The sequence below is a fragment of the Halorubrum miltondacostae genome (genome assembly GCF_041379815.1).
GTDB lineage: Archaea > Halobacteriota > Halobacteria > Halobacteriales > Haloferacaceae > Halorubrum > Halorubrum miltondacostae.
In genome coordinates, this window is record NZ_JBEDNY010000005.1 from 84,359 (window position 1) to 104,793 (window position 20,435).

General features: G+C 53.2%; 11 protein-coding genes and 3 pseudogenes. 5 read left to right on the forward strand and 9 right to left on the reverse strand.

Features of this window, described 5'->3' with window-relative positions; all coding sequences use genetic code 11:
• Positions 1–351 precede the first annotated feature (351 nt).
• From ABNG04_RS13875 to ABNG04_RS13885, 3 genes are read right to left on the reverse strand one after another with little or no spacing between them, the layout of a single operon-like run.
• The gene (locus ABNG04_RS13875; protein WP_371162991.1) at positions 352–2,178 is read right to left on the reverse strand and encodes a PAS domain-containing protein; all 1,827 of its coding nucleotides are present in this window, start codon (positions 2,176–2,178) and stop codon (positions 352–354) included.
• Positions 2,171–3,715 (reverse strand): sensor histidine kinase, encoded by a 1,545-nt coding sequence (locus tag ABNG04_RS13880; RefSeq protein ID WP_371162992.1) that lies wholly within the window; start codon positions 3,713–3,715, stop codon positions 2,171–2,173. The genes ABNG04_RS13875 and ABNG04_RS13880 overlap by 8 nt, the downstream gene beginning before the upstream one ends.
• A gap of 47 nt (positions 3,716–3,762) precedes the next feature.
• Positions 3,763–5,235 carry an ATPase domain-containing protein gene (locus ABNG04_RS13885; protein ID WP_371162993.1) on the reverse strand — a complete coding sequence of 491 codons (1,473 nt, stop codon included), beginning with the start codon at positions 5,233–5,235 and terminating at the stop codon, positions 3,763–3,765.
• A 547-nt stretch (positions 5,236–5,782) separates the two neighbouring features.
• Between ABNG04_RS13885 and ABNG04_RS18055 the strand changes: the two are divergent.
• Positions 5,783–6,001: pseudogene (locus tag ABNG04_RS18055) on the forward strand (hypothetical protein); the annotation flags it as partial.
• On the opposite strand, the gene ABNG04_RS13890 reads toward ABNG04_RS18055, so the two are convergent.
• The gene (locus ABNG04_RS13890; RefSeq protein WP_371162994.1) at positions 5,969–7,672 is read right to left on the reverse strand and encodes a histidine kinase N-terminal 7TM domain-containing protein; all 1,704 of its coding nucleotides are present in this window, start codon (positions 7,670–7,672) and stop codon (positions 5,969–5,971) included. The pseudogene ABNG04_RS18055 and the gene ABNG04_RS13890 sit on opposite strands and share 33 nt — an antisense overlap.
• A 249-nt stretch (positions 7,673–7,921) precedes the next feature.
• On the opposite strand from ABNG04_RS13890, the gene ABNG04_RS13895 reads away from it, so the two are divergent.
• The gene (locus ABNG04_RS13895; protein ID WP_371162995.1) at positions 7,922–10,147 is read left to right on the forward strand and encodes a HAMP domain-containing methyl-accepting chemotaxis protein; all 2,226 of its coding nucleotides are present in this window, start codon (positions 7,922–7,924) and stop codon (positions 10,145–10,147) included.
• 16 nt (positions 10,148–10,163) lie between these two features.
• Here ABNG04_RS13895 and ABNG04_RS13900 read toward each other — a convergent pair whose 3' ends face one another.
• Entirely contained in the window at positions 10,164–10,715 is a 552-nt protein-coding gene (locus ABNG04_RS13900; protein ID WP_371162996.1) for a DNA integrity scanning protein DisA nucleotide-binding domain protein, read from the reverse strand.
• Between the two features lie 309 nt (positions 10,716–11,024).
• On the reverse strand, positions 11,025–12,074 hold the full coding sequence (locus ABNG04_RS13905; RefSeq protein ID WP_371162997.1) for an RNA-guided endonuclease TnpB family protein: 1,050 nt from the start codon (positions 12,072–12,074) through the stop codon (positions 11,025–11,027).
• Positions 12,075–12,410: 336 nt separating this feature from the next.
• Here ABNG04_RS13905 and ABNG04_RS13910 point away from each other — a divergent pair.
• A pseudogene (locus ABNG04_RS13910) lies at positions 12,411–13,475 on the forward strand (RNA-guided endonuclease InsQ/TnpB family protein).
• 40 nt (positions 13,476–13,515) lie between these two features.
• Here ABNG04_RS13910 and ABNG04_RS13915 read toward each other — a convergent pair.
• The gene (locus tag ABNG04_RS13915; protein ID WP_371162998.1) at positions 13,516–15,204 is read right to left on the reverse strand and encodes an NAD-binding protein; all 1,689 of its coding nucleotides are present in this window, start codon (positions 15,202–15,204) and stop codon (positions 13,516–13,518) included.
• A 131-nt stretch (positions 15,205–15,335) separates the two neighbouring features.
• Between ABNG04_RS13915 and ABNG04_RS13920 the strand changes: the two are divergent.
• Positions 15,336–15,580: pseudogene (locus tag ABNG04_RS13920) on the forward strand (IS6 family transposase); the annotation flags it as partial.
• A 77-nt stretch (positions 15,581–15,657) separates the two neighbouring features.
• On the opposite strand, the gene ABNG04_RS13925 reads toward ABNG04_RS13920, so the two are convergent.
• A complete protein-coding gene (locus tag ABNG04_RS13925; RefSeq protein WP_371162999.1) occupies positions 15,658–17,853 on the reverse strand; it encodes an amino acid permease in 2,196 nt (731 codons plus the stop codon).
• Positions 17,854–18,118: 265 nt separating this feature from the next.
• Positions 18,119–18,838: a universal stress protein gene (locus ABNG04_RS13930; protein ID WP_371163000.1), complete on the reverse strand. Its 720-nt coding sequence runs from the start codon at positions 18,836–18,838 to the stop codon at positions 18,119–18,121.
• 1,133 nt (positions 18,839–19,971) lie between these two features.
• On the opposite strand from ABNG04_RS13930, the gene ABNG04_RS13935 reads away from it, so the two are divergent.
• The gene (locus ABNG04_RS13935) at positions 19,972–20,340 is read left to right on the forward strand and encodes a winged helix-turn-helix domain-containing protein (protein WP_371163001.1); all 369 of its coding nucleotides are present in this window, start codon (positions 19,972–19,974) and stop codon (positions 20,338–20,340) included.
• The last annotated feature ends 95 nt before the right edge of the window (positions 20,341–20,435 follow it).

Sequence of the window (20,435 nt, forward strand, 5' to 3'; positions counted from 1 at the left end):
AAATTTTCGATTTTTGAACCACGGCCTGTCCGCCCGCGTAACGAGGTAATATCCCAAAGGGCAGTCGGTGAACGCCACATTCTCGAAGGGTGTGTTTGTGCCGACTGCTCAAAACACGCGACACGATACTCCCGATTTCTGATGCCTGCTGGCGTCCCGTGACAAAAACAACACCGGGACGCCGTACACGGTCGATAATAGGGGTTAACGGCCACTTGGCATGGCCAGCAGTCCACCAGTTCAATGCCGTAGGACTCCCCGTGCCCGGAAGAACTGATGGTCTGGTGATTGGACTGGGGACCTGAAACTCCCACCGCTCGGGATTTCTCTACATTTACGCGAAAGAGAATGTCAATTGGTACTAACTAGAGGAAGGTAGATAGTGATCTCAGTACCGGTAGGCTCACACTCATCAACATATACGTGCCCACCAGAATGAGTAACAGTCCAGTAGACGAGCCACAATCCAAGACCGCTACCGTGAGATAGCGTCTCGATAGCCTTGCCCGATTCAAGAACATCTTTGTCAAACTCTGGAATACCTGGACCATTATCTCGAATGCGGAGGACACCCCATGACTCGTCGGTAGCAAGATTCACTGACACTTCTGGTGTGTCGCTGTCGTTGTGGACAACAGCATTCATAAGCAGCTCTTCAATTGTAGCATCAATCGAGTCAGGGACAGAAACGATGAGCTGGTCTGGACCTGAGATATCGACGGTAACCTCAGGCCAGTCGGCAGCTATCTCCTGTGTAAGTTTTCGCACTAATTGCGCGATGTCTACGGATTCCAACTCATGTGATCCACTAAGACTGTCAGTAATAGCTCGAGACTTCTTGCTCGTCGTCAACAGAGCGTTTGCTCGACTGACAATCACATCAGCAGTGGCCTTGTGTTCTCCATCAAGTTCCTCCTGGAGTTGCTTGGCCCGGCCACGGACTACGTTCACGTCGTTGCGGATATTATGCCGGAGAATATTATCGAAGACTCGAAGCTGTCGCGTCCGGTTCTCGAGATCTGTGACATCCCGACAAATCGCCAGTGTTCCCGCAAGTTCTCCGTCTTCGTAGTGTGGATACCGGCTCGTATAGAACACTGGTTCCTTATTGGTATATGTGAACGTTGGCTCAACGGTGTATTCTATCGGGCGCTCTGTCTCGATCACATGCTGTTTTTGTCGGGCAATCTTCCTGGCTGTGGCGTCATCCATAAACTTGAATTCACCACTTCCGAGTAACTCGTCTCTCGACAGCCCAGCGAAGGAACATAGCGCATCGTTTACCAACCGAAACGCCCCTTCACGGGTCTGGAGCATAATTGGATCGTCTAGTCGTTCGACAACGTCACGGTATCGCGAAAGTCGGTGTTCGAGGTCTTTACGATCGGTTATATCGGTTTGGACGGCGATGAACGCTTTTGGTTCACCGTCTTCGATAACTGGAGCGATTGTTTGGTCGGCAACGTATTGGGAACCGTCACGCCTTTCGTTGGTGATGTCCTCACGCCATCGATCTCCAGCGGTAATTGTTTCCCAAAGATCAGTATAGTAATCATCAGACATTTGTCCAGAGCTTAGCAGCTCTGGCGACTTTCCGATGGCTTCCGCTTTAGTATAACCAGTAACTGATTCGAACGCTGAATTGACGTAGTTGATTGTCCCGTCAGTGTCTGACATCCAAATAACATGCCCTGAAGATTCAACGGCTTTCTTGAATAATTCTAGTGTGTCCGTCCGCTCTTTAAGTCGCAGTGATTGGGTTCGCAACCGGGTGAGTGCTTTAGTACGCCACTCTAATTCAGCCTTCTTAATGGGCATTGAGACCACTTCATCAGCAGTTTCGAACACCACGCTGTCAGCGATCTCACCGCGGTCAGTTTCGATGAGTGAGAGGTCTGCTTCTGGGATGAGCAAAAGACACGGTAATAGAGCAGGCTCTGCCTCACGCTTTCGGGCTCGAAGCGTCTCGGCATGCGTCTGTAACATCTCTCCATCAAGAATACAGCAGTCGAACGTTGCTGTTGCGACCGACTGGTCCGGGTCCACGAGCGTATAATCATCGTGGGTTTCAATCCACTCAACAATCAGTCGCCGATTACCCTTCTCAGAAAGTAGCGGAAACAAAGCTGCCTGTTCGGCGGCACCAGAGGGCTCATCAATAGGACGTGGATTACTCATTTATACTGCCCTCATTGCTGTCTTCTTTTGATATGGTTTGTAACTCAACAATAAAGACTACGCCAGGTAGATCATCACTGTCTGTTTCATCAGGGAATGCGTAATCCACACGGTCTGCTATCCAGACGTCCCCGCCGTAGCTTTCGACAAGATTGTCGACGAGGAATAAGCCCATTCCAGTTCCTCCACTCTCTAGCCCTTTATGACCTTCCTGAAATAGGTCCGACCGGACATCAGGTGGAATGCCTGGCCCATTATCAGATACGCTGACACGAACTACGTCACCAACCTCTTCAGCAGTGACCGCTACTCGGGGCTGAGCCGTATGATTGTGCTGAACAGCATTGTTGATGAGGTTCCGAAACACCGATGAGAGCAACTCATTCGCTAGTACATGTGTACTGTGGTCGGGGGGTTCCGGCATGGTTATTTTAGCGTTAGAGAATGTCTCTTGACGCTTTTCGATCTCTTCGTTTAAATATTGCCGGAGCGATATTGGTTTGAGATCTGGCGTCCCATCTCCATAAATAAGTTCAGAAAGGTCGCGAGCGACGTTTGTGAGTTCGATAACATGATTTCCCGCCCGAAGGATACGGTCAAGCTTCTCTTTTCCATCCGCGGTGAGCTCATCTTCAAGCATCTCTCCCCAGGCGGTAACGACATTCATGTCATTTCTAATATCGTGTCGAAGGACTCTGTTCAACACATCGAGCTGTTCGCGTTGCTCACGAAGGCGTTCTTCGAGCGTTTGTAGCTCTGTGATGTCGTGATTAACGGCAATAAATCGGACGATGTCTCCACTAGGACTTGTTACCGGAGCAATAGTCTGTTTGACAACATACCGGTCGCCATTTTTTTTCTTATTGATTACTGTCCCAGTCCAAATCTCACCACCGGTGATGGTCTCCCATAGATCCGCATAGAACTCTTCGTCATGCTCACCAGATTTGAGGATCTGTGGAGATTTGCCGAGCACCTCCTCAGTTGTGTACCCTGATTGTGACTCGAAGCCTCGATTGACGTACTCTATTTTTCCTTCTATATCGGTGATCAACACCCCGTGACCTGCGTGTTGATCACGTATCTGGCGGAGCTGCTCGCGTTGTTTGAATGCGATAGTTGATTGATGCCGGAGGTCGAGAAACGTTTCCAGTTTTTCACTGAGCCGATGTTCTGCAACTGGCATATCAACTACTCCGTCGATCGCGTCCCACAATTCTGGATGTGTCTCACCAAGCCGATCATAGACCTCGCGGTGTCTCGACTCTGGAACCAACAAGAGATACGGCAAAACGACCTGCTCCTTTTGTTTGCGTGTGAGTAGTGTTGTGCGATGTTCGCGAAGTGCTTTCCTGTCAAGTATACAACAGTCGAACGCAGCCTCAGAAATGTCGGCATTCTCAATAAGTGTATACTGCTCGTGTGCGGTTAGCCACTCACTGAGGACATGCTGGTCTCCTGGATCATTGACTAATAGCAGGATGCGAGTGGGTTCGGCTGCTGTCTCCTCATACGGTTGTTGTTCGCCTGTGGACATGTGTTTTGACCGACTGTTAATGGCGTTCTCGTATATTGCGCAGTAGGCTACGCTTGATCATCCGTACGCTGTTCAGTAATGGGGGTTTCTTCGTTCCAATCAGGCGTTCCAGTGAGAATACCCCGAAGTTGTGGCAAAGGCTCCCCAACGCGTATACCATTAGACGTGATCTCTAGCTCGCGGAGGCTACGTTCGAAGTTGCTAGTCCGCATTTTGAGCGTTCCGATAACTTTTCGCATCTCTCCACGATACTCAACATGACGGAGAAACACAATATTGTCGGCAAGGTTACTCGTCCGCTCTTCAGATACTTGGAAGTTGCCAGTAATATTGTGGACTTCATTGACGAGGAGCGTAGTAATACCAGCAGACCGCAAAAATCGGCCGACTCGTAGCAATGTACTCGTCGCGTTCTCAAGTCCTCGAAGGTTCTCTTGGAAGCCCTGTGAACCATCAATCATCACAACTTCAGTTCCACCGGCAATCTCTTCTCGAAGGAGGTTCTCAAATTCTCCAACAGTGTACTCATCTGGAGAAACATCCACAATAGAGAGGTTACCGCTTGTTAATGCGGCCTGTAGTGGGAGCCCGACCGCTTCAGCACGGTCGCGGATGGTCCATTCTGCTTCTTCAAATTGGAAGAGAACACTCTGTATGCCGTTAAGCGCTGCTTGTACGAGAAACTGGAGGCCAGTGGTTGTCTTGCCAACACCAGTTGGCCCAGTAAGCATCGTTATTGTGCCTTGGTCTAACCCGCCATAGAGCAACTTGTCAAGCTCGTCAACGCCTGAAGAAAGCGTCCCTACATCCCCCACTCGCTCTTGCGAATCAGGCACGAGTGCTGGCCACACGGTAAGTCCCGCCTCAGAGATATCATAAAAATGATTCCCACGCCGAAACGATGAGCCTCGAAACTTTGAAACAGTGACCATCCGGCTCTCTGGCGTTACCTCAAGCGAAACAACAGTGTCGACAAGAAACTGGATGTCATCGTCTGTGATTGGGCCGCCTGCTTGGGATGTTAACATCGCTGTCGCGTCAACCTCTTTGAGATAATCAAGCAGACCAAGAATCCCAGTTCGGAATTGTCGTTCGTCGGTTGTGAGATGTCGAAATTCTGTTATTGGATCTAATAATACACGATCTGGTTCAATTCGATCAATTTCTTCACGTAACTCTGCGATAAATCCCGGCTGTTCGACCTCTGCCGATTCGAAGACAGTGTACGTGTTCCGCTCTGAGAACTGTTCTTGAGTCGGTGAAATATTGTGGAAGTGTATCTGCTCAGTATGGAGGTCAAACGCATCCGCTGTTTCTTCAACGTAATCCTGTGGTTCTCCCATGTTGACGTACAGCGCAGTCTCGTCAACATCGACTCCTGCAGACAAGAAGTGTAACCCAAAAATCGTCTTTCCAGATCCAGGGGTACCCCGGATGAGCACGTTTCGAGGGCGAATGAGACCGCCACCTAGGATCTCGTTTAGCCCTTTGACACCAGTTGACAATCGGTTATCTGTCATACCCTACTTTTGACCCTAGTGTACAAGTAGATTAATGATACGTGTCTGAGCGTGGACTGTTTTAGGTGAAGCATGGGTCAGATTGACCTCCTCCTCCGCGTGAACGCGGAGGAATCCGACCATCGGATTCGGGCAGCCGATGCCCTTCGATTCCAACCCGCACTCGGAGGGAACCGGCGACACACCGGAGGAACTCTCGTTTGTCTCCCTCGCAGGACTGTGGCCCGGCCATTGAGGCCCCATCGGATCCCATGTCATCGCCGTGCGAACCACCGCTGGTTCGCCACCTCTTGTGGTTCGAGGACAGCGTCTCACCGAATCCGTAGCGTCCGTATAAGTAGGGGCCACGAATTTCGATCTATCGGGACAAACGGACCAATTGTCGCTCAACCCGTGCTGTCGCACGAAGGAATCCTCGCCCTTCAGGCCGGGGAGGATGTCAAACACTGGGGAGTCGTCCTGTCATCGTAGCGTGGTTTGCGCCATCGGTTGTCGGCTTCCTCCCCGACTTCAACGGTCGGGGCATCCATCTCGTACCGCCTGTGAATACAATGTGGCGAAAAACATCAGGATACGGCACGTCCGTCGAGGTCAACAGATGTCTCGACGGACAGGCAGCAGTCAGCTTGCCTCAAAACCTGAACAGATACAGCTCCACAAGACCTCAGCAACTCAAGAACAGTTCTCAGAGCGGAACACGTACACTGTCTTCGAATCGGCAGAGGTCGAACAGTCAGGATATGTCAGAACTATTTATTTTGGATAACGTCTCAACATCACAAATCTCGATCCGAACCCCATCTCGGTACGTCGGGTCAATATCAACCGACCAGCCGTGGCTTCTAGCAATTGTCTCCATCGTTGGAAATAACATCCCAGTTTCTGCCGATGGGGCTGCTTCACCATAACTGAACACATCATCGAGAGCCTCTGTTGGTATCGACTTGCCGTCTGTTGTGATTGTGATTATCCCCTCCCTGGCACCTACTGTTATGTTATCTGCGCCGTACAGTTCGGCGAACTGAACCGCAGTAATATATAATTCGGTGAACAGCGCACGATCTACTTCAATTGTCATATCTTCATCTACATAAATCGATATTTCATCTGGATCAATGTGGTCGCTTGCGGCCTCAACTATCATAGCTAATGAACACACCTCAGTCTCACCCGGTTCACTGTTAGTACTGGCTAGCTTCGCTAGGTTGGTTACAATACGTTCCATCCGATGGTGTGCTTCCTCTATCGATTCAACAGCTTCACTACCTGATGCGCGATTAATTTCTGCTCGTTGTGCTGAAATCTCTTTCAGGTACCCCTCAGCAATTGTAAGTGTATTCCGTAGCTCGTGGGTTATTGCGTTGGCAAACTTGTCAAGTTGCTCATTTTTATATTCAAGTTGCTCATTTTTCTTTTTCAACTCTCGGCGCTGTTGCTCGGTGCTGGTTACATCTGTACAGACGATGGCTTGCCCAACATCTGTATTTATTCGGGTCAGAATTGTTTTTGTAACATGAAAATAACGCACAGCATCACCATCCTGATCACAAATAGTTACGATATTGCTTTCACCCGCTACAACGCGTCCTAAGTCTGGCAATGTTTTAGCCAGCAGCCGGCCCTTAGCCCCATCTAGTATTGGGAATACCTCACTTGCCTGCTGATTGTAATCGCGGATATACCCACGATTATCAGTCACAACGATCACTTCGTCAATATCATCGATAATTTGCGTACGCCAGAACTGTGGAGTCGCAGCAAACTTCTCGTCGACCACAAAAAGCACTCCAATTGCAAACACTGCGATTCCAATTGGTTCGTAATGAAGGGTAATGAGCCTACTAGTGTCTGTGAGACTGCTCACATAGAACACGATAGGAAGGGCAGTTGTCGCGACAACAGCACTTAATACACGAGTGTCCGCTCCTGAGTTATCGAGCATCTCATATATAAGATAGAACCCGACCGACGCAAGTGCGTATGAAAATCCAGTTACAATCCAGTGGATTGTATCGAGTTCAACCACAACATATGTGAACGGTTGTGTCGTGATGGTTGTGTCAAAGTACATCCCATGGATGGGGTTCGTGAGTTTTACAAAAACAATACCAAGGTAGACACTGACCGCTGTTCGGCGGATCCACGGTCGGCGGTGGTAGTCATGACCGGTGTACGCCGAACAAAAATATAGCCACGCTCCGACAGTTGCGAGGCCTACAATCAGTCCAACAAGATAGAAGCCTATTTGTCCAGTTGTTGAAACAGGAGAAACCCGACCGATATGAGTTAGCGCCCAGATCCCATTTAGCACTAACAAAGTACTGAGACCGCGCTGTGTATCAGTGTCTGAGACCCGTGACACACGATGGACGCTTGCGAAGCAGGCTATCGCAGCAAACCCAAACCCACCCATATACGCAAGCTGGACAAGTTCCACTGTCATATTAAATACGTATGAGATAAAAAATATTCTGAATAGAACAAGCTGGAGAAGTTAAATGCGAATAGTCAGTGGATCTCCGGCTCCTGTTGTTAGCTAATTTGAGGCGCTGTATCTCCCCCTGGTTGCGCCTCCCGTTCGGTCGTCGCTCGCCGAGGAAGGCGGCTTAGCGCGTCAATGTCGCTAATTATCACTCACAATTTTTTGTCGCATAGCTATTTGTAACCCAAATATATCTCCTCAGATATGTTAGATAAAATTGCGGTCGACCAATTGGACCTTCGGCCGAAGCTCATCATCGCGTTCGTCATCGTGGCGCTACTGGTGGGCGTCACCGGAGCGGTCGGATACCAAGCCGTTGGAGACGTCGACAGAGAGGCACACGCCATCTCTGAAGACGCTGACAAAATCGACGCCTCATTAAACATGCTCGTCGCCATCGACGAGCAACAAGTCGCTGTACACGCCGCACTCCTCGGTGAAGAAGGAGAACAGTCCAACTTCCAAGCAGCAGGAGAGAGATTCGACGAATATTCCGCCGAGCTACAACAACAAGAGCTGAGCGAAGCAGAACAAGCGGAGTTCGAAGAATTACAGGGACAACACGAACAGTACTCTACGACCGCTCAAGAGTTGTTCACAGCCTTAGAAGCCGGTGAGATGGAGCAAGCACAGGCGAAGAGCGATGAGTTAGACACAATCGTCGCTGATACCAGAGGCTCCGCGAAGGCGCTCGAGCAGGCAGCTATCGAAAACAAGGAAGCATCGGTCGTATCAGCCGACAGCACAACGCAAGCCGCACAATTAGAAGTTCTTGGGCTGACCATCGGAGCGTTCATTGTAGCAATCTTGATCGGCCTGTTCGTCGCCGGCCGGATCACACCACCGATAAAGCAGTTATCGAACGGGCTCACTGCGATCAGTAACGGGGAGCTCGACACCGAGGTAGATCAGCACGTCGAGAATGATGAACTCGGGAGGATGGTGGAGGCGTACACCAAGATGCAAGAAAATCTTGAGGGAGTGTTTTCTCAGATTGGAACCGCAAGTGAGGGGCTCAAACAGGGAGACCTCGACTGGGAATTCGAGTCCCAATACCCCGGAACGTACGGTGAGACGATGGCCAATCTTGAAACTGGTGCCGGCGAGCTCTCGGCAAGCTTCGAGCAAATTCAGAGTGTTAGTAGTGACCTTCAGCAGGGTGTGCTTGATGATAATATCAACACAGACCGTCCGGGACAGTACGGTGCCGTACTTGATGACCTCGCAGTGGGGACAACCCAGTTGTCGAATAGCTTTGGGCAAATATCGGCTGCGAGCGACCGACTAGAACAGGGGCAACTCGCACAAGACATCGATACTGAATATCCAGGAGCGTACGGCGACGTGTTGTCAAACTTAGAAAATGGGATCGACCGTCTCAGTGAGAGTGTCGGTAATGTCAAACAGATTGTAGAGAACGTTGCCACCTCAAGTGATGTGGTTGCACAAAACACTGAAGAGGTCAAAGAAGCAAGCGAGGAGGTTGCTGGGTCCGTTGAGGAGATCTCATACGGCGCAGACACACAGAGTGAGAATCTCCAAGAGGTGGCTAACGAGATGAACGACATGTCGGCTACGGTCGAAGAAGTTGCGTCTTCAGCAGACCAAGTGGCCGTCACTGCGGGGGAAGCAGTTGAACAAGGGAACGAAGGCCGTGAGTACGCCTCGGAGGCAACTGATGAAATTGAGTCGATTGAGGAACAAGCCGACGAGGCAGCCGCACAGGTTGAGGCTCTCGAAGAGGCGATGACAGAGATCGGAGAAATTGTGGAGATGATTTCCGGTATCGCAGAGAAAACAAACATTCTGGCGCTGAACGCGTCGATTGAGGCAGCTCGTGCTGGAGAAGCTGGCGAAGGGTTCGGCGTTGTAGCGTCAGAAGTCAAATCGCTCGCAGAGGAAGCAGAAAAGGCGACAACCGCTGTCGAAGAGCGGATCGAGACCGCACAAGCGAACACGACGGAAACAGTTGCGGGGATGGAGGAGATGAGCGAGCGCGTTAAGCGTGGGTCAGAAACAATCGAGAATGCGATTGAGATGTTTGACGGAATCGCGGACGCAGTACAGGAGGCTGAGAGCGGTATCCGAGAGATTAGTGACGCAACTGACGATCAAGCGGCCTCGACAGAGGAGGTCGTCTCGGTGGTCGATGAGGTGGCAAGTGTGAGTGAACAGACCGCAGCAGAGGCGAGCAACGTGTCGGCAGCAACCGAAGAGCAGACATCGTCGCTGGCAGAAACGACCGAAACGATTCAAGAACTCTCGGCGTTGGCTGGTGATCTCAACGAACAGGTGGATGCCTTTGCCGTCGGATATGTTTTGGTTATGAGTGTTGTCGGAACAATGCTAATGCAATATTCAACTCCGATCGAGAACATCCTTGTTCCGCAGATGTCTGGATATTTTTCTGACTCTTCCGACGGGAGCTGAACAGGATCCTACTCTTTCAACCAGATGGACGCCACACACCACCTAGTTCGGCCCGTGTGTAATCTTCGTAACTGCCACCTTTGAAAAGAGACACCCGCCCGTCTTCTTCGCTGAGTGTGATAGCTGCGACCACCTCTGAACGAACTGAGGCCTCAATAGCGCTCAGATGCTTTGTTCCCATCCAGTCAGCATAATCGAGCGCCGTGTTTTCATGAACATCACTCTGACTTTTGACTCGGACCATCTGTTTTTGTATAGTGCCATCCGTACTGACAATAACTGCCCCATCGCGTGTAAACCCAACCGTACGTGCCGCTTCGACAAATGGATCAAGGTCTTCTGACACAATTCGACAGGTTTCGGTTGGCCACTTATTTTCGCCTAATGAATCAGCATATGAGCCAGAATGGACCCCAGTCACAATAATAAAGTACAGTCCCGGACCACGGACGTGCTCTTCCTCCCACCGATCAAAACCGAGGCTGATGCTCTCAGTCGCGTACATCAGAAAGTCAGTCAATTCACCCACAGTCGTGTATTCAACTTGTAACGGGTCCGGATCTGACATTGGGACTTGTGTCCTACGTCCATCTCCCACTGTATTAAGAACGGTTGGTAATGGGTTCTCGATAGTTGACATCCTCCCCGCCCTAAAGTGCGAGGATTCCACGAAGTGGATATTCAGGTTGCGCGTTTCCTCGGGGTTCAGGTACGCTTTCGCGTGACCCGTCAAAGGTCGCCACCGAATTGTGACCGACGGTGTGCTTTCCAGCGCGTGTAGCCCTGTCAATGGGGCCTTCCTCCCTGTCAACTACAGGCGTCAACGACGGCTGGCTATTCACCCAGCGAGGTAGCACGGTTCGCGTCAGCTGAACTGTTACGCCGTACATGGTTCTCCCTCCCGTTGTGCGATATTCTCCGAAGCGTTCAGGTCGGCGTGTCGTCCACGGTTACACTCCGAACACAAAAAGTGGTCGCCATCACGGGTTCCCATCGAACCACACGCAGAACATCGCTGGCTGGTATGGTAGGCGTCAACCTTCTCAACGCGAATACCAGCGCGTTCGGCTTTGTACGTGATGAACTGTTGGAGTTGGTGGAAATGCCACGAGTGGACGCCCGACCATGAACTGTTCTCGCGGATGCCTTCGAGGTCTTCGATCCGAATGACGGGATTCTCGAACTGTTCCGCGAACGTGATGAGACGACGGGAGAGTTTGTGATTCAGGTCTTTGATTCGACGCTGTTCTTTGTCACCCACACGGTTACGTGCGCGAAGCGCACCCGCTTCCGAAAGCGAATCGCGTAGGGAACGATATTTGCGCCGAACGAACTTCGCCTCACCACCCGACACCAGCATTGACTCCTCCTCGCCATAGGCCGTTGCTGCGAGGATGTGGCGTTCACCAATATCGACACCGATAGGCGTTTCACCCGACGTGTCGGCGTCGTACTCGATGTTGAACGTACAGAACCAGTCGTCTCCACGGCGGTAGACTTGTAGACGGGTCTTCTTCGCGTCACCCTTGACCAGTCGGTCTACGGGGTCGGCAATGTCGTCGTACACTTCGATGGGCGTGTACCACCATTGAGAGACGCACGGGAAGCCGACGACGACCGTCCCGCTCTCAGTCGTGTCAAGTTCCCAGTTCTGGTTGTTGACGGCGAACGGTTGACTGTCTCGGTAGCGAACCGCTCCGTCTTTTTTGTGGTCGGATTTCGCCTCTCGGATGGCTTGGTTCTGGATGGCCGAGTAGAGGTCGTTGTCGATGCTGGCTGTGGTCACGGATTTGCTGAAGTCGCCGTTCTCCCATCCGTCGATACAGAACTGTTTAGTGTCACGGTAGAGGCGAGAGGCGAATTGCCACTCTTTCCGCCGTGAGAGAGATGGGTTGTGGAACTTCGCGGTGACAGTCACCGTGACCATTACAATTGTAATTGGATGCGCTGTCGTAAGAATCTGTTGGAATATCAGGCCGTGATATCGCCGGGGGTTGTGTCATCGACTGTCGGATTCATCCCCGTACTGAAGGGCGGGGCTTTCTCCTCGAACTTCCGTAAATTATCGGTTTGAACTTACTGCGTCGATTGGTGTGCCGATTAGTGATCCCGATGATGTCTGTCTATCTTTCTTCGAGGAGAGAATCCCGCCGTTTACGGCGGGAGTGAATCCAACAACTCCTCCACAGTCCACCGCCGATGGCAGGCTGGATATTCCACGCTAATCCACATTATTAATTAACTACTTCGACATAGGCTATGTATGGCGATTCAGGTCACTCGCACCTACGTTGGTTCCATCCGGAACCACCGACAGGTCTGCGAGGGCCTCGGCTCGCTCGGAGACCCCGCCTCCAAGATTTGGAACGTCGCACGATGGACAGCCGACCGTGTATGGAACGCCACTGGTGAAATCCCAGATGGGGGCGTGCTGAAATCGTATATAAAAAACCAGTCGTGCTGGAAAGACCTGAATGCGCAATCCAGTCAGAAAGTCATCGAAGAACTTTCCGACGCTTTCCAGTCATGGTTCGATCTGCGACACAAAGACCCGAAGACGAATCCGCCCGGCTACCGCAAACATGGCGACACGCGACCCAAGAGTACGGTCACGTTCAACTTCGTGTGTAAAGTCAGCCTCGAAACCAACGACTCCGCAGGCGACGGTGTGGCGGGAATCGACCTTGGTATCAAGAACCTCGCCATGGTCGCGTTCCCTAATGAGTACGTTTTGTATCCCGGCAACTCACTCAAGCAATACAAGCACTACTTCACGGGTTCTGAGTACGACACCGAGGGAGAGAACGGACCGTCAGATCAGTCGATGTGGGCGCGTCAAAAACTCGCAGACCGCGAAACCCACTTCTACCATACGGTCACAGACGCCATCATCACCGGGTGTGTCGAACGTGGCGTGGGGACGCTCGCGGTGAGTTAGCCTAAAGACGTGCGCGATTCAGACTGGGGCAAGACCGGTAACAAGAAACTACATACGTGGGCGTTCGACCGCATCTACCAGTACCTTGCGTACAAAGGCGAGATGTGCGGTTTTGAGGTGCTGAAAGAGAACGAGTGGGACACATCGAAGACGTGTTCACGGTGTGGTGACGACACGAAGTCGAATCGGAAGCACCGTGGCTTGTATGTGTGCCAGTCGTGTGAGTTGGTAGCCAACGCAGATTGTAACGGGGCGGAGAACATGCGTCAGAAGATAACTCCGAGTCCTCACGGAGAGGATAGGAGTAACGGCTGTGTGGCACAGCCATCGACACACCTGTTCGACCGCGAAAGCGGGACGTTCAACACGAGAGAACAGGTCGTGTCGTAGACCAGCAAATATCCCAACGCGGTACGGGAAGCCCCGTCGTTCACGACGGGGAGGATGTCACGGGTGCGACGTCGAACTGTTTTCTGAACTGCTGGACCGCTTCATCGGTACCAACAAGAATGATCCGCTCATTTCCGGTGAATTCTTGCTGTGGATCGACTGCGCTGGTGAGTCCGGTGTCATCTTCGATAGCAATGACGCGACAGCCCGTTTTTTTATAAATCCCAGACTTGGCAAGTGTTAACCCCGCCAGCGGTGTTGCGGGGGCACGAAGCAGCCGTATCTGACTCGCTGGCGCGAGGACATCCTCTCCACGGAGCTCCCGGGCGACCATCCGAGCACTTACCCGTGGAACAGACAGCACGTAGTCTGCTCCAGCACTCAGTGCCTTTCTGGTAGCATCGGTATCACTCACCCGAGCTAATATCTCGATGTTGGGATTCAGCGACCGTGCCAGTACGGTTGTCAGTAGGGATGTAGAATCGTCTGGCAGACCAACAATAATAGCCCCTGCTGTTTCGACTCCTGCCTGTTTTAAGCTTTCCTCCGATCCGGAATCACCCACAACATCTACATCATCCCGATCTTCGGTATCGATAGTCACGACCTCAAGCCCTTCTTCGGACACAACATCTCGCGCGGCCTGGCCGACTTCACCGTGTCCAGCAATAATGATTCGCTCGTGGTTTCGGAGGGTGCGTGCCGGTTGTACAAAGTCACTAAATGCCTCTAGAGCATCATGTCCCCCTGTAAGAAGCAGTACTGTATTCGAGCGGATGATTGAATCCGGATCCGGGGGCAGCTGGAGCTCCCCGTCGATCCACGCTCCGATGATATTTGCGCCCGTTTCCTCCCGAATTTTCGAGTTACGGATTTGTGTCCCAATGAGTCGATTGCCCTGTTGGATCGGTACCTCGGTGACCTCTAGCTCGCCCCCAATATCAATCGTGTCCGTTAGTTCCGATTTGAATGACGAAACTGCCTTCTCGGCGAGTCGGTGCCCGAGCACACCATGTGGTGATAACACGGAATCTGCTCCGGTCTCCAACAATATCTCACGCATATCGCTATCGTCCGTGAGCGTGATGATGTTGATGTCCGAGTTGAGCGACCGCACGGTCAGAATAGTGTTGACGTTCGCATCTCCGGCGTCAGTAATGACTGCTCGTGCTGTCTCGATGCTAGCCCGTTCGAATGCCGTCGCATCCTGCGGAGAACCGTGAATAACGGAATAGCCCTCATCAGAAAGTGCCTTAGCGTTCTCTTCGGACGACGAAATCAAGACATAATCAATACCAAGCTCTCGGAGTTCATCGAGAAGGACTGCCGAATCACGGCGATATTCGCAGATGATGACGTGGTCGTCTTTGGGCGTGAGCCGGTTATCGAGATTGACCTCAGCCCCCGTAAATAACGGTATGATGATGAGTCGAAGCGTAAAAAAACCGAGCGCGATACCAGAGATCTGCGTTCCAGCGACGAACAAGAACATAAGTGGGTGGCTCCAGATACCTGAATCTTGGCCGTATCCCGTCGTAGTCATCGTCTGGACAATGAATTCGAATGACGCGAAAATAGATTGATTGACTCCCTCTAACTGTGCTAGGGCGACGTTGTACGTAGTCGTATAAATCAGTACCAAGCCAACCAGCCCGGTGAGGTAATACACAACGAGACGGTTTCTCCGAGAAAGCTGTATCTCGGATAGCGGCCTAGGAAGGTCAACCATTAGATACCATCTATTGGGCGTTGCTCAAAAAGGATACCTGATTGTGTTGGATTTACAGGGATTTGACAATGTCGCCACAGCGATGTTCAGATAAGGATTGAAATTGAGGCGGTGCGTTTGCAAAGTGATCTATGCCCGAAAACGACCGCCTCAGCGGCTGTTTAGACGAGATCAAATTAAACTTTGTGGAGCGAGAGACAACACCGCGGCTGTTGATGAAGCTCAGTGTTCAGCTTCATTTAGCAGGACTATCGCTTTCGAATACTGTTTCGTTTCTTGAGGTATTCGTATTGAAACAGTTCGATCTATCGTTCATAATTGGGTTCACAAAGCCGATCTACAGCCGGAATCTAGTCGGAAACCGAATTACTCCGCCTGGGCCGTTCGCGAAACGACCCCTCGACGGGCTGACTCTCTACTTCCTCTGTCCGGCGAAGCGCGCCGTCTGGATATTCAATATTCTTCGTCGGCTTCGTTGGATCTCCGGACGATGCCGACGTTGCTCGTCGCCTCCTGACTGATCCGTTCTGCGATCGTGCCGAACATGACTCGAGACGCGGTACTTCGCTCTGAGAGTCCGACGCAGATCGTATCGAACTGATCGGCCGTTTCGAGGATGGCCGATTCGATATCGTCGTCGACGACAACCACTCGCTCGTACTCCTCCGAATCGAGTCCCGCCCGCTCGGCCACCTCGTCAATGATCGCATTCCCACGTTCGGATGCGGCACTATCGGCGTCTCCCATCGGTTGCTGGACGTTCAGCAGCGTGGGCACGGTTCCATCGACAGTAGCGAAATCAGCCGCTCGTCGCGCAGCGACCGATGAGTGAGGACCGGGACCCGCGAGCGCGACGGGGGTACCGATCAGCTCATCGTGGAGCGTCACGAGCGTCGCCTCACACGGGGCCTTCTCGACCACTGAGTCGAGGTTCGGACCAAAGACGTGGCCGTTCCGCGTCAGCGTCCCTCCCCACCCGAGGAGCACCTGATCGGGCTCCTCGTCGACGATCGTCTTCAGGACCGTCTCGTCGACGCGCTCGCCCGTCATCGCGACCGTCCGAAGCCGGACGTCCACCTCGGCCGCGATATCTCGGGCCCCTTCGAGCAGGTCGCGTTGGTGCTCGAGCCGCTCTGCCGCGACGTTTTGTTGTGGGTCGGGGTCCGTGACCTGGAGGACGTTGACGGCGACGAGTTCGGGTGTCCCTTCGTCGGTGTAAGCGTGTGCGGTGGCGGCCGCGAGCCGGATGAGATCACGCTGAGTGTCCGGGTTCGCAACCGGGACGAGGACCCGGTAGGCGTCCGTCGTCGGCGCGATGGCGTCGTCGATGAGGCCCCGGTCGATGGCGTGGTCTCTAACGTACACAAAGTACCAGCCGACGCCGATCCCGACGATGCCCAGCCCGAGGAGGATGATGACGGGCGCCATCTGTGAGATGACGACGAGCGTCAGGATCACACCCAGTACGGGGACTGCTGGGTACAGCACGTCCGGAATCTTGAACGAGGGGTCGTAGTCTTCCGGGTCAGCCCGACGGAACACGACGAGGGCGACGTGGACCAGCGAGTAAGAGACGAGGAAGCTGAAGCTGGCCACCTCGGCTAGGAGGGCGACAATGGCTTCGATCTGAAGGCCGGCGGCGATCAGCAGCGCAATGACGGCGCCGGTAGCGATGATCGCCCGGTGAGGCGTCCCGAACCGGTCGTGGGTGACGTTGAGCCAGTCGCTCATCAGGTCGTCTCGCCCCATCGCGAAGTTCACCCGTGCCGCGGCGAGCACCGACGAGTTCGAACTCGAGATCGCGGCGATGGCGGCAGCCGCCACAATGCTCACCACACCGACGGTGCCGGCGAAGACGACCGCGACGTCCGACACCGGAACCAGCGATTCGCCGATCGACTGGTACGGAAGCACGCCCGTCGTGACGATCATCACGAGCGCGTAGAGAATCGTCACGAGTACGACAGAAAGGATCATTGTCAGCGGAATATTTCGGCTCGGATCTTTGACCTCGCCCGCGATCGTCGCGATGATTTCGAACCCAAGAAAGGAGACGAAGACGACGCCGGTCGTCGCGATGACGCCGCTCGGTCCCGTCGGCGCGAATGGTTCGAGGTTCGTCGGATCAATGAAGAACAGCCCGAGCGCGACGTACGCGAGGACGACGACGGTCTCGGCGCCGATCATGACGTTCTGCAGCTGGCTGGATTCCTCGGTGCCGTAGTAATTGACGCCGACGATCAGCGACAGCCCGACGAGGCCGAAGAGCACGACGAGCGCTCGGCCGTCCAGAAAAGGGATCGGCTCGACGAGATACTGTCCGAACCCGATCATGTAGAAGGCGCTGGCGAACATCAGGCCGGTCCACATCCCCCAGCCGACGATACTTCCGAAGAAGCCGCCCAGTGCCCGGTTGACGTAGTGGTAGCTCCCGCCGGCGATCGGCATCCCGGTCGCTAGCTCGGACAGCGAGAGCGCTGCCAGCAGTGCGACGAACCCTGCAATGAGGAACGAGACCGAACTCGCCGGGCCGGCGCCTTCAGCCGCAATCCCAGGGAGGATGAATATCCCGGCGCCAATCATCGTCCCGCCGCCGAGCGTCATTGCCTCGAGGAAGCCGATGTTCCGTTCGAGTTGCCCTTCGCTCATCGATTCACCGTCCGTGCCCGTCGGGCTACACTGCCCGAGCGACGGACAAACAAGATACCACGCGTCCCCGAGCGGCCCTGCCTGAGAGTCTGTTTGCCCCCGATATCGTCACTCCCGGTGGGTGCGGCGCGGTGACGGGCGGCCGTCTGCCAGCGACGGTCGTTCTGACCGCTACTCCTTGGTACCGGTGTCGTCGGTCTCGCCGAGCATCTGAGGAGTGGCTGTGAAGCCGCAACAACCGTCATCTGACACATCAACCCCAACCTCATTCGATGTCTCTCACGATGATTGCGGGCTTCTCGATCTCCTCGAGAACGGGTGTGAGCACGGTCCCGAGAATCCGGTCTCTGAGCGACGGCTCTGCTTCCCCGAGGACAACGAAGTCGTAGTCCGCGACGAGGTCGATAATCTTGTGCTTCGGAGAGCCGCCCTCCGAAAGCTGCCAGTCGATCCGATCGCGGTCGACCCCCTCCTCAGTGAGGCGATCGGCCGCTCCACGGAGGATGAACTCGCCCTGACTCGGATCGGTGCCCTCCGGGACGGAGTGAAACAACGTGACTGTGGCGTCACTGGCTCGGACCAACGCAGCGGTAAGCGACACGATCCGTTCGAGGTTCACGTCGCCACGCAACGGCACGAGAATCCGATCGATCGCGTCGGTCTTGCCGGGAACAAAGACAGCGTCACAGTCGTGTTGATCCGCGATCCGGTCGATCGTCTCTTGCCGATCCTTCGTAAAGACGAGCACGTCCTCGACCTCGTGGTCTCCACTGGCGAATCCGGAAACGATGCTCCCCAACCGTTCTGCTGCCTCCGCTTTGTGATCCTTTTTGAGATGTGCCGGTGCCGTCTGCTTCGGAACCGGATAGTATCCGAGGACGACGAGATTGACCGGCTCCAAGAGGTCAAGAATCTCTTGATCGGGTGGTTCCGTAGTCGACACGTCCACGGGGACGAGAATTGTCGCGTCGCCAGTGAGGGGCATGTTATACAGACACTTCCTGGCCGACCGGCTTGATTGTTCGTATGGCCTTGACGGTTCGTCGCGATTAGGACTCCGTCGGCTCCGACGCAGCTGGCTCGACGTCTTCGACTGTGCCGACGTTCACCGGCGTCGTCGATCCGGGGTCACGCATACGGACCGTACAACATATCCGAGCGGTTCATGACCTTCTCGTATCGAGTGATTCTAATCCCGTTCTCAGGGGGTGAACCACTGACCGATACGCGCTCTGTATTCAGCGCGACCTCGACGAACTGTCAGCGACTACGGATTTCAACACAGCCGTCTCTGGATGTGTTAGAATCCGGTATTCTGCTACCGATAGCGTCGATCTCACGATCAAACCGGCTCCTCAAGCCCTCATTCCACACGGTTCGTTGTAGCGCTAGCCTGTTACAACTACTATGCGAATCTACTGCTGAGATCTCTATCAAATTTCGTTGATTTTCATAGTGGCTTGCTGAATACACAGCGCGAGTCGGTCAAGGACAAGTGGCCGCTTCTGGTGTGGTCGGCTAGTACAGTATAGAAATTTAAATCAATAAATCGTCATAAAAGAAACTCAGAGATAGTTCGGATGGTGGGACTTATTATGTTCCATTTACAATTTTCGTTCGGAACGTGGGGAAGAAGTGTGCCTCTGACCGGAGCCAGTTCTTCCCCGCGTGCCAACTTTCGGTTGGCAAATAAACGGTTAGATTGAGTTTACTTAAATCATATTACTGCCAATAGACGGGTAGTGTGTAGACAGGTCTCAATAGTATACTCACGCTCGCATCAATTAGTAAACTAGTTTAAGTATTGGAGATATCTAACGAATTGGTATCAAACCCTGAGTAGGTCGAAATTGTATGGCTGTATACACTCCCTTTATCGGTCACACCGGTACTGGCAGACAATCGGGAGTTCACCGAGGCGCTGCTGACTAGAGTGCGCGTATCGGTCACTGGTCTACCCGCAGAGAAACGGGATTAGGAATCGCTGGCTCTGTTGAAATCCTCAGCAAGTGATATATTCTCACCTAGTCGCGGTCAGTACAGATGAACGATATCACAGCCGGATAGATTCTCGTTTCCCTCCTAACACCTAATACAATTCGCGTACAATTCTCGTATATGCCAGTCGATTTCGAAACACACGAACCCGGAAACCCACGCGTTGACCTATCAGAGGGGACCAACGCAAGGAAGTTGATGGAGTCTCTGTTGCAGTCACCGGGAGTTGGATACACACCAGCGGAATTGGCTGAGGAAACGGGGGTCCCGCGTGGGAGTGTTGGGCCGACGCTCAACCGACTCGAAGCCGCGGGGCTGGTCCGTCACAAGGAACCGTATTGGGCAGCCGCAGAAGACGATCGCGTCGCAGCAGCGACGGCTTCTTTCGTTGGGATCAAGACGGCAGCCTCCACGTACAGTGGTGATTGGTACGCTGAGAACGATGGGTGGGATGAGGAGCTACCCGACCTGAACGACGAGGACCAGTAGCAGAATGGCGTATTCGCAGGGCGCTATTGTCATCGCAGAGGACCCGTTCGGAAACGCTCCAAAGCGACCGTACCTAATCCTTTCAAACGATACTG

Bases quoted from the DNA above. Each gene is read 5' to 3' on its own strand.
- ABNG04_RS13875 (WP_371162991.1), bottom strand. From the start codon at position 2,178: ATGAGTAATCCACGTCCTATTGATGAGCCCTCTGGTGCCGCCGAACAG.
- ABNG04_RS13880 (WP_371162992.1), bottom strand. From the start codon at position 3,715: ATGTCCACAGGCGAACAACAACCGTATGAGGAGACAGCAGCCGAACCC.
- ABNG04_RS13885 (WP_371162993.1), bottom strand. From the start codon at position 5,235: ATGACAGATAACCGATTGTCAACTGGTGTCAAAGGGCTAAACGAGATC.
- ABNG04_RS13895 (WP_371162995.1), top strand. From the start codon at position 7,922: ATGTTAGATAAAATTGCGGTCGACCAATTGGACCTTCGGCCGAAGCTC.
- ABNG04_RS13900 (WP_371162996.1), bottom strand. From the start codon at position 10,715: ATGTCAGATCCGGACCCGTTACAAGTTGAATACACGACTGTGGGTGAA.
- ABNG04_RS13905 (WP_371162997.1), bottom strand. From the start codon at position 12,074: ATGGTCACGGTGACTGTCACCGCGAAGTTCCACAACCCATCTCTCTCA.
- ABNG04_RS13915 (WP_371162998.1), bottom strand. From the start codon at position 15,204: ATGGTTGACCTTCCTAGGCCGCTATCCGAGATACAGCTTTCTCGGAGA.
- ABNG04_RS13925 (WP_371162999.1), bottom strand. From the start codon at position 17,853: ATGAGCGAAGGGCAACTCGAACGGAACATCGGCTTCCTCGAGGCAATG.
- ABNG04_RS13930 (WP_371163000.1), bottom strand. From the start codon at position 18,838: ATGCCCCTCACTGGCGACGCGACAATTCTCGTCCCCGTGGACGTGTCG.
- ABNG04_RS13935 (WP_371163001.1), top strand. From the start codon at position 19,972: ATGCCAGTCGATTTCGAAACACACGAACCCGGAAACCCACGCGTTGAC.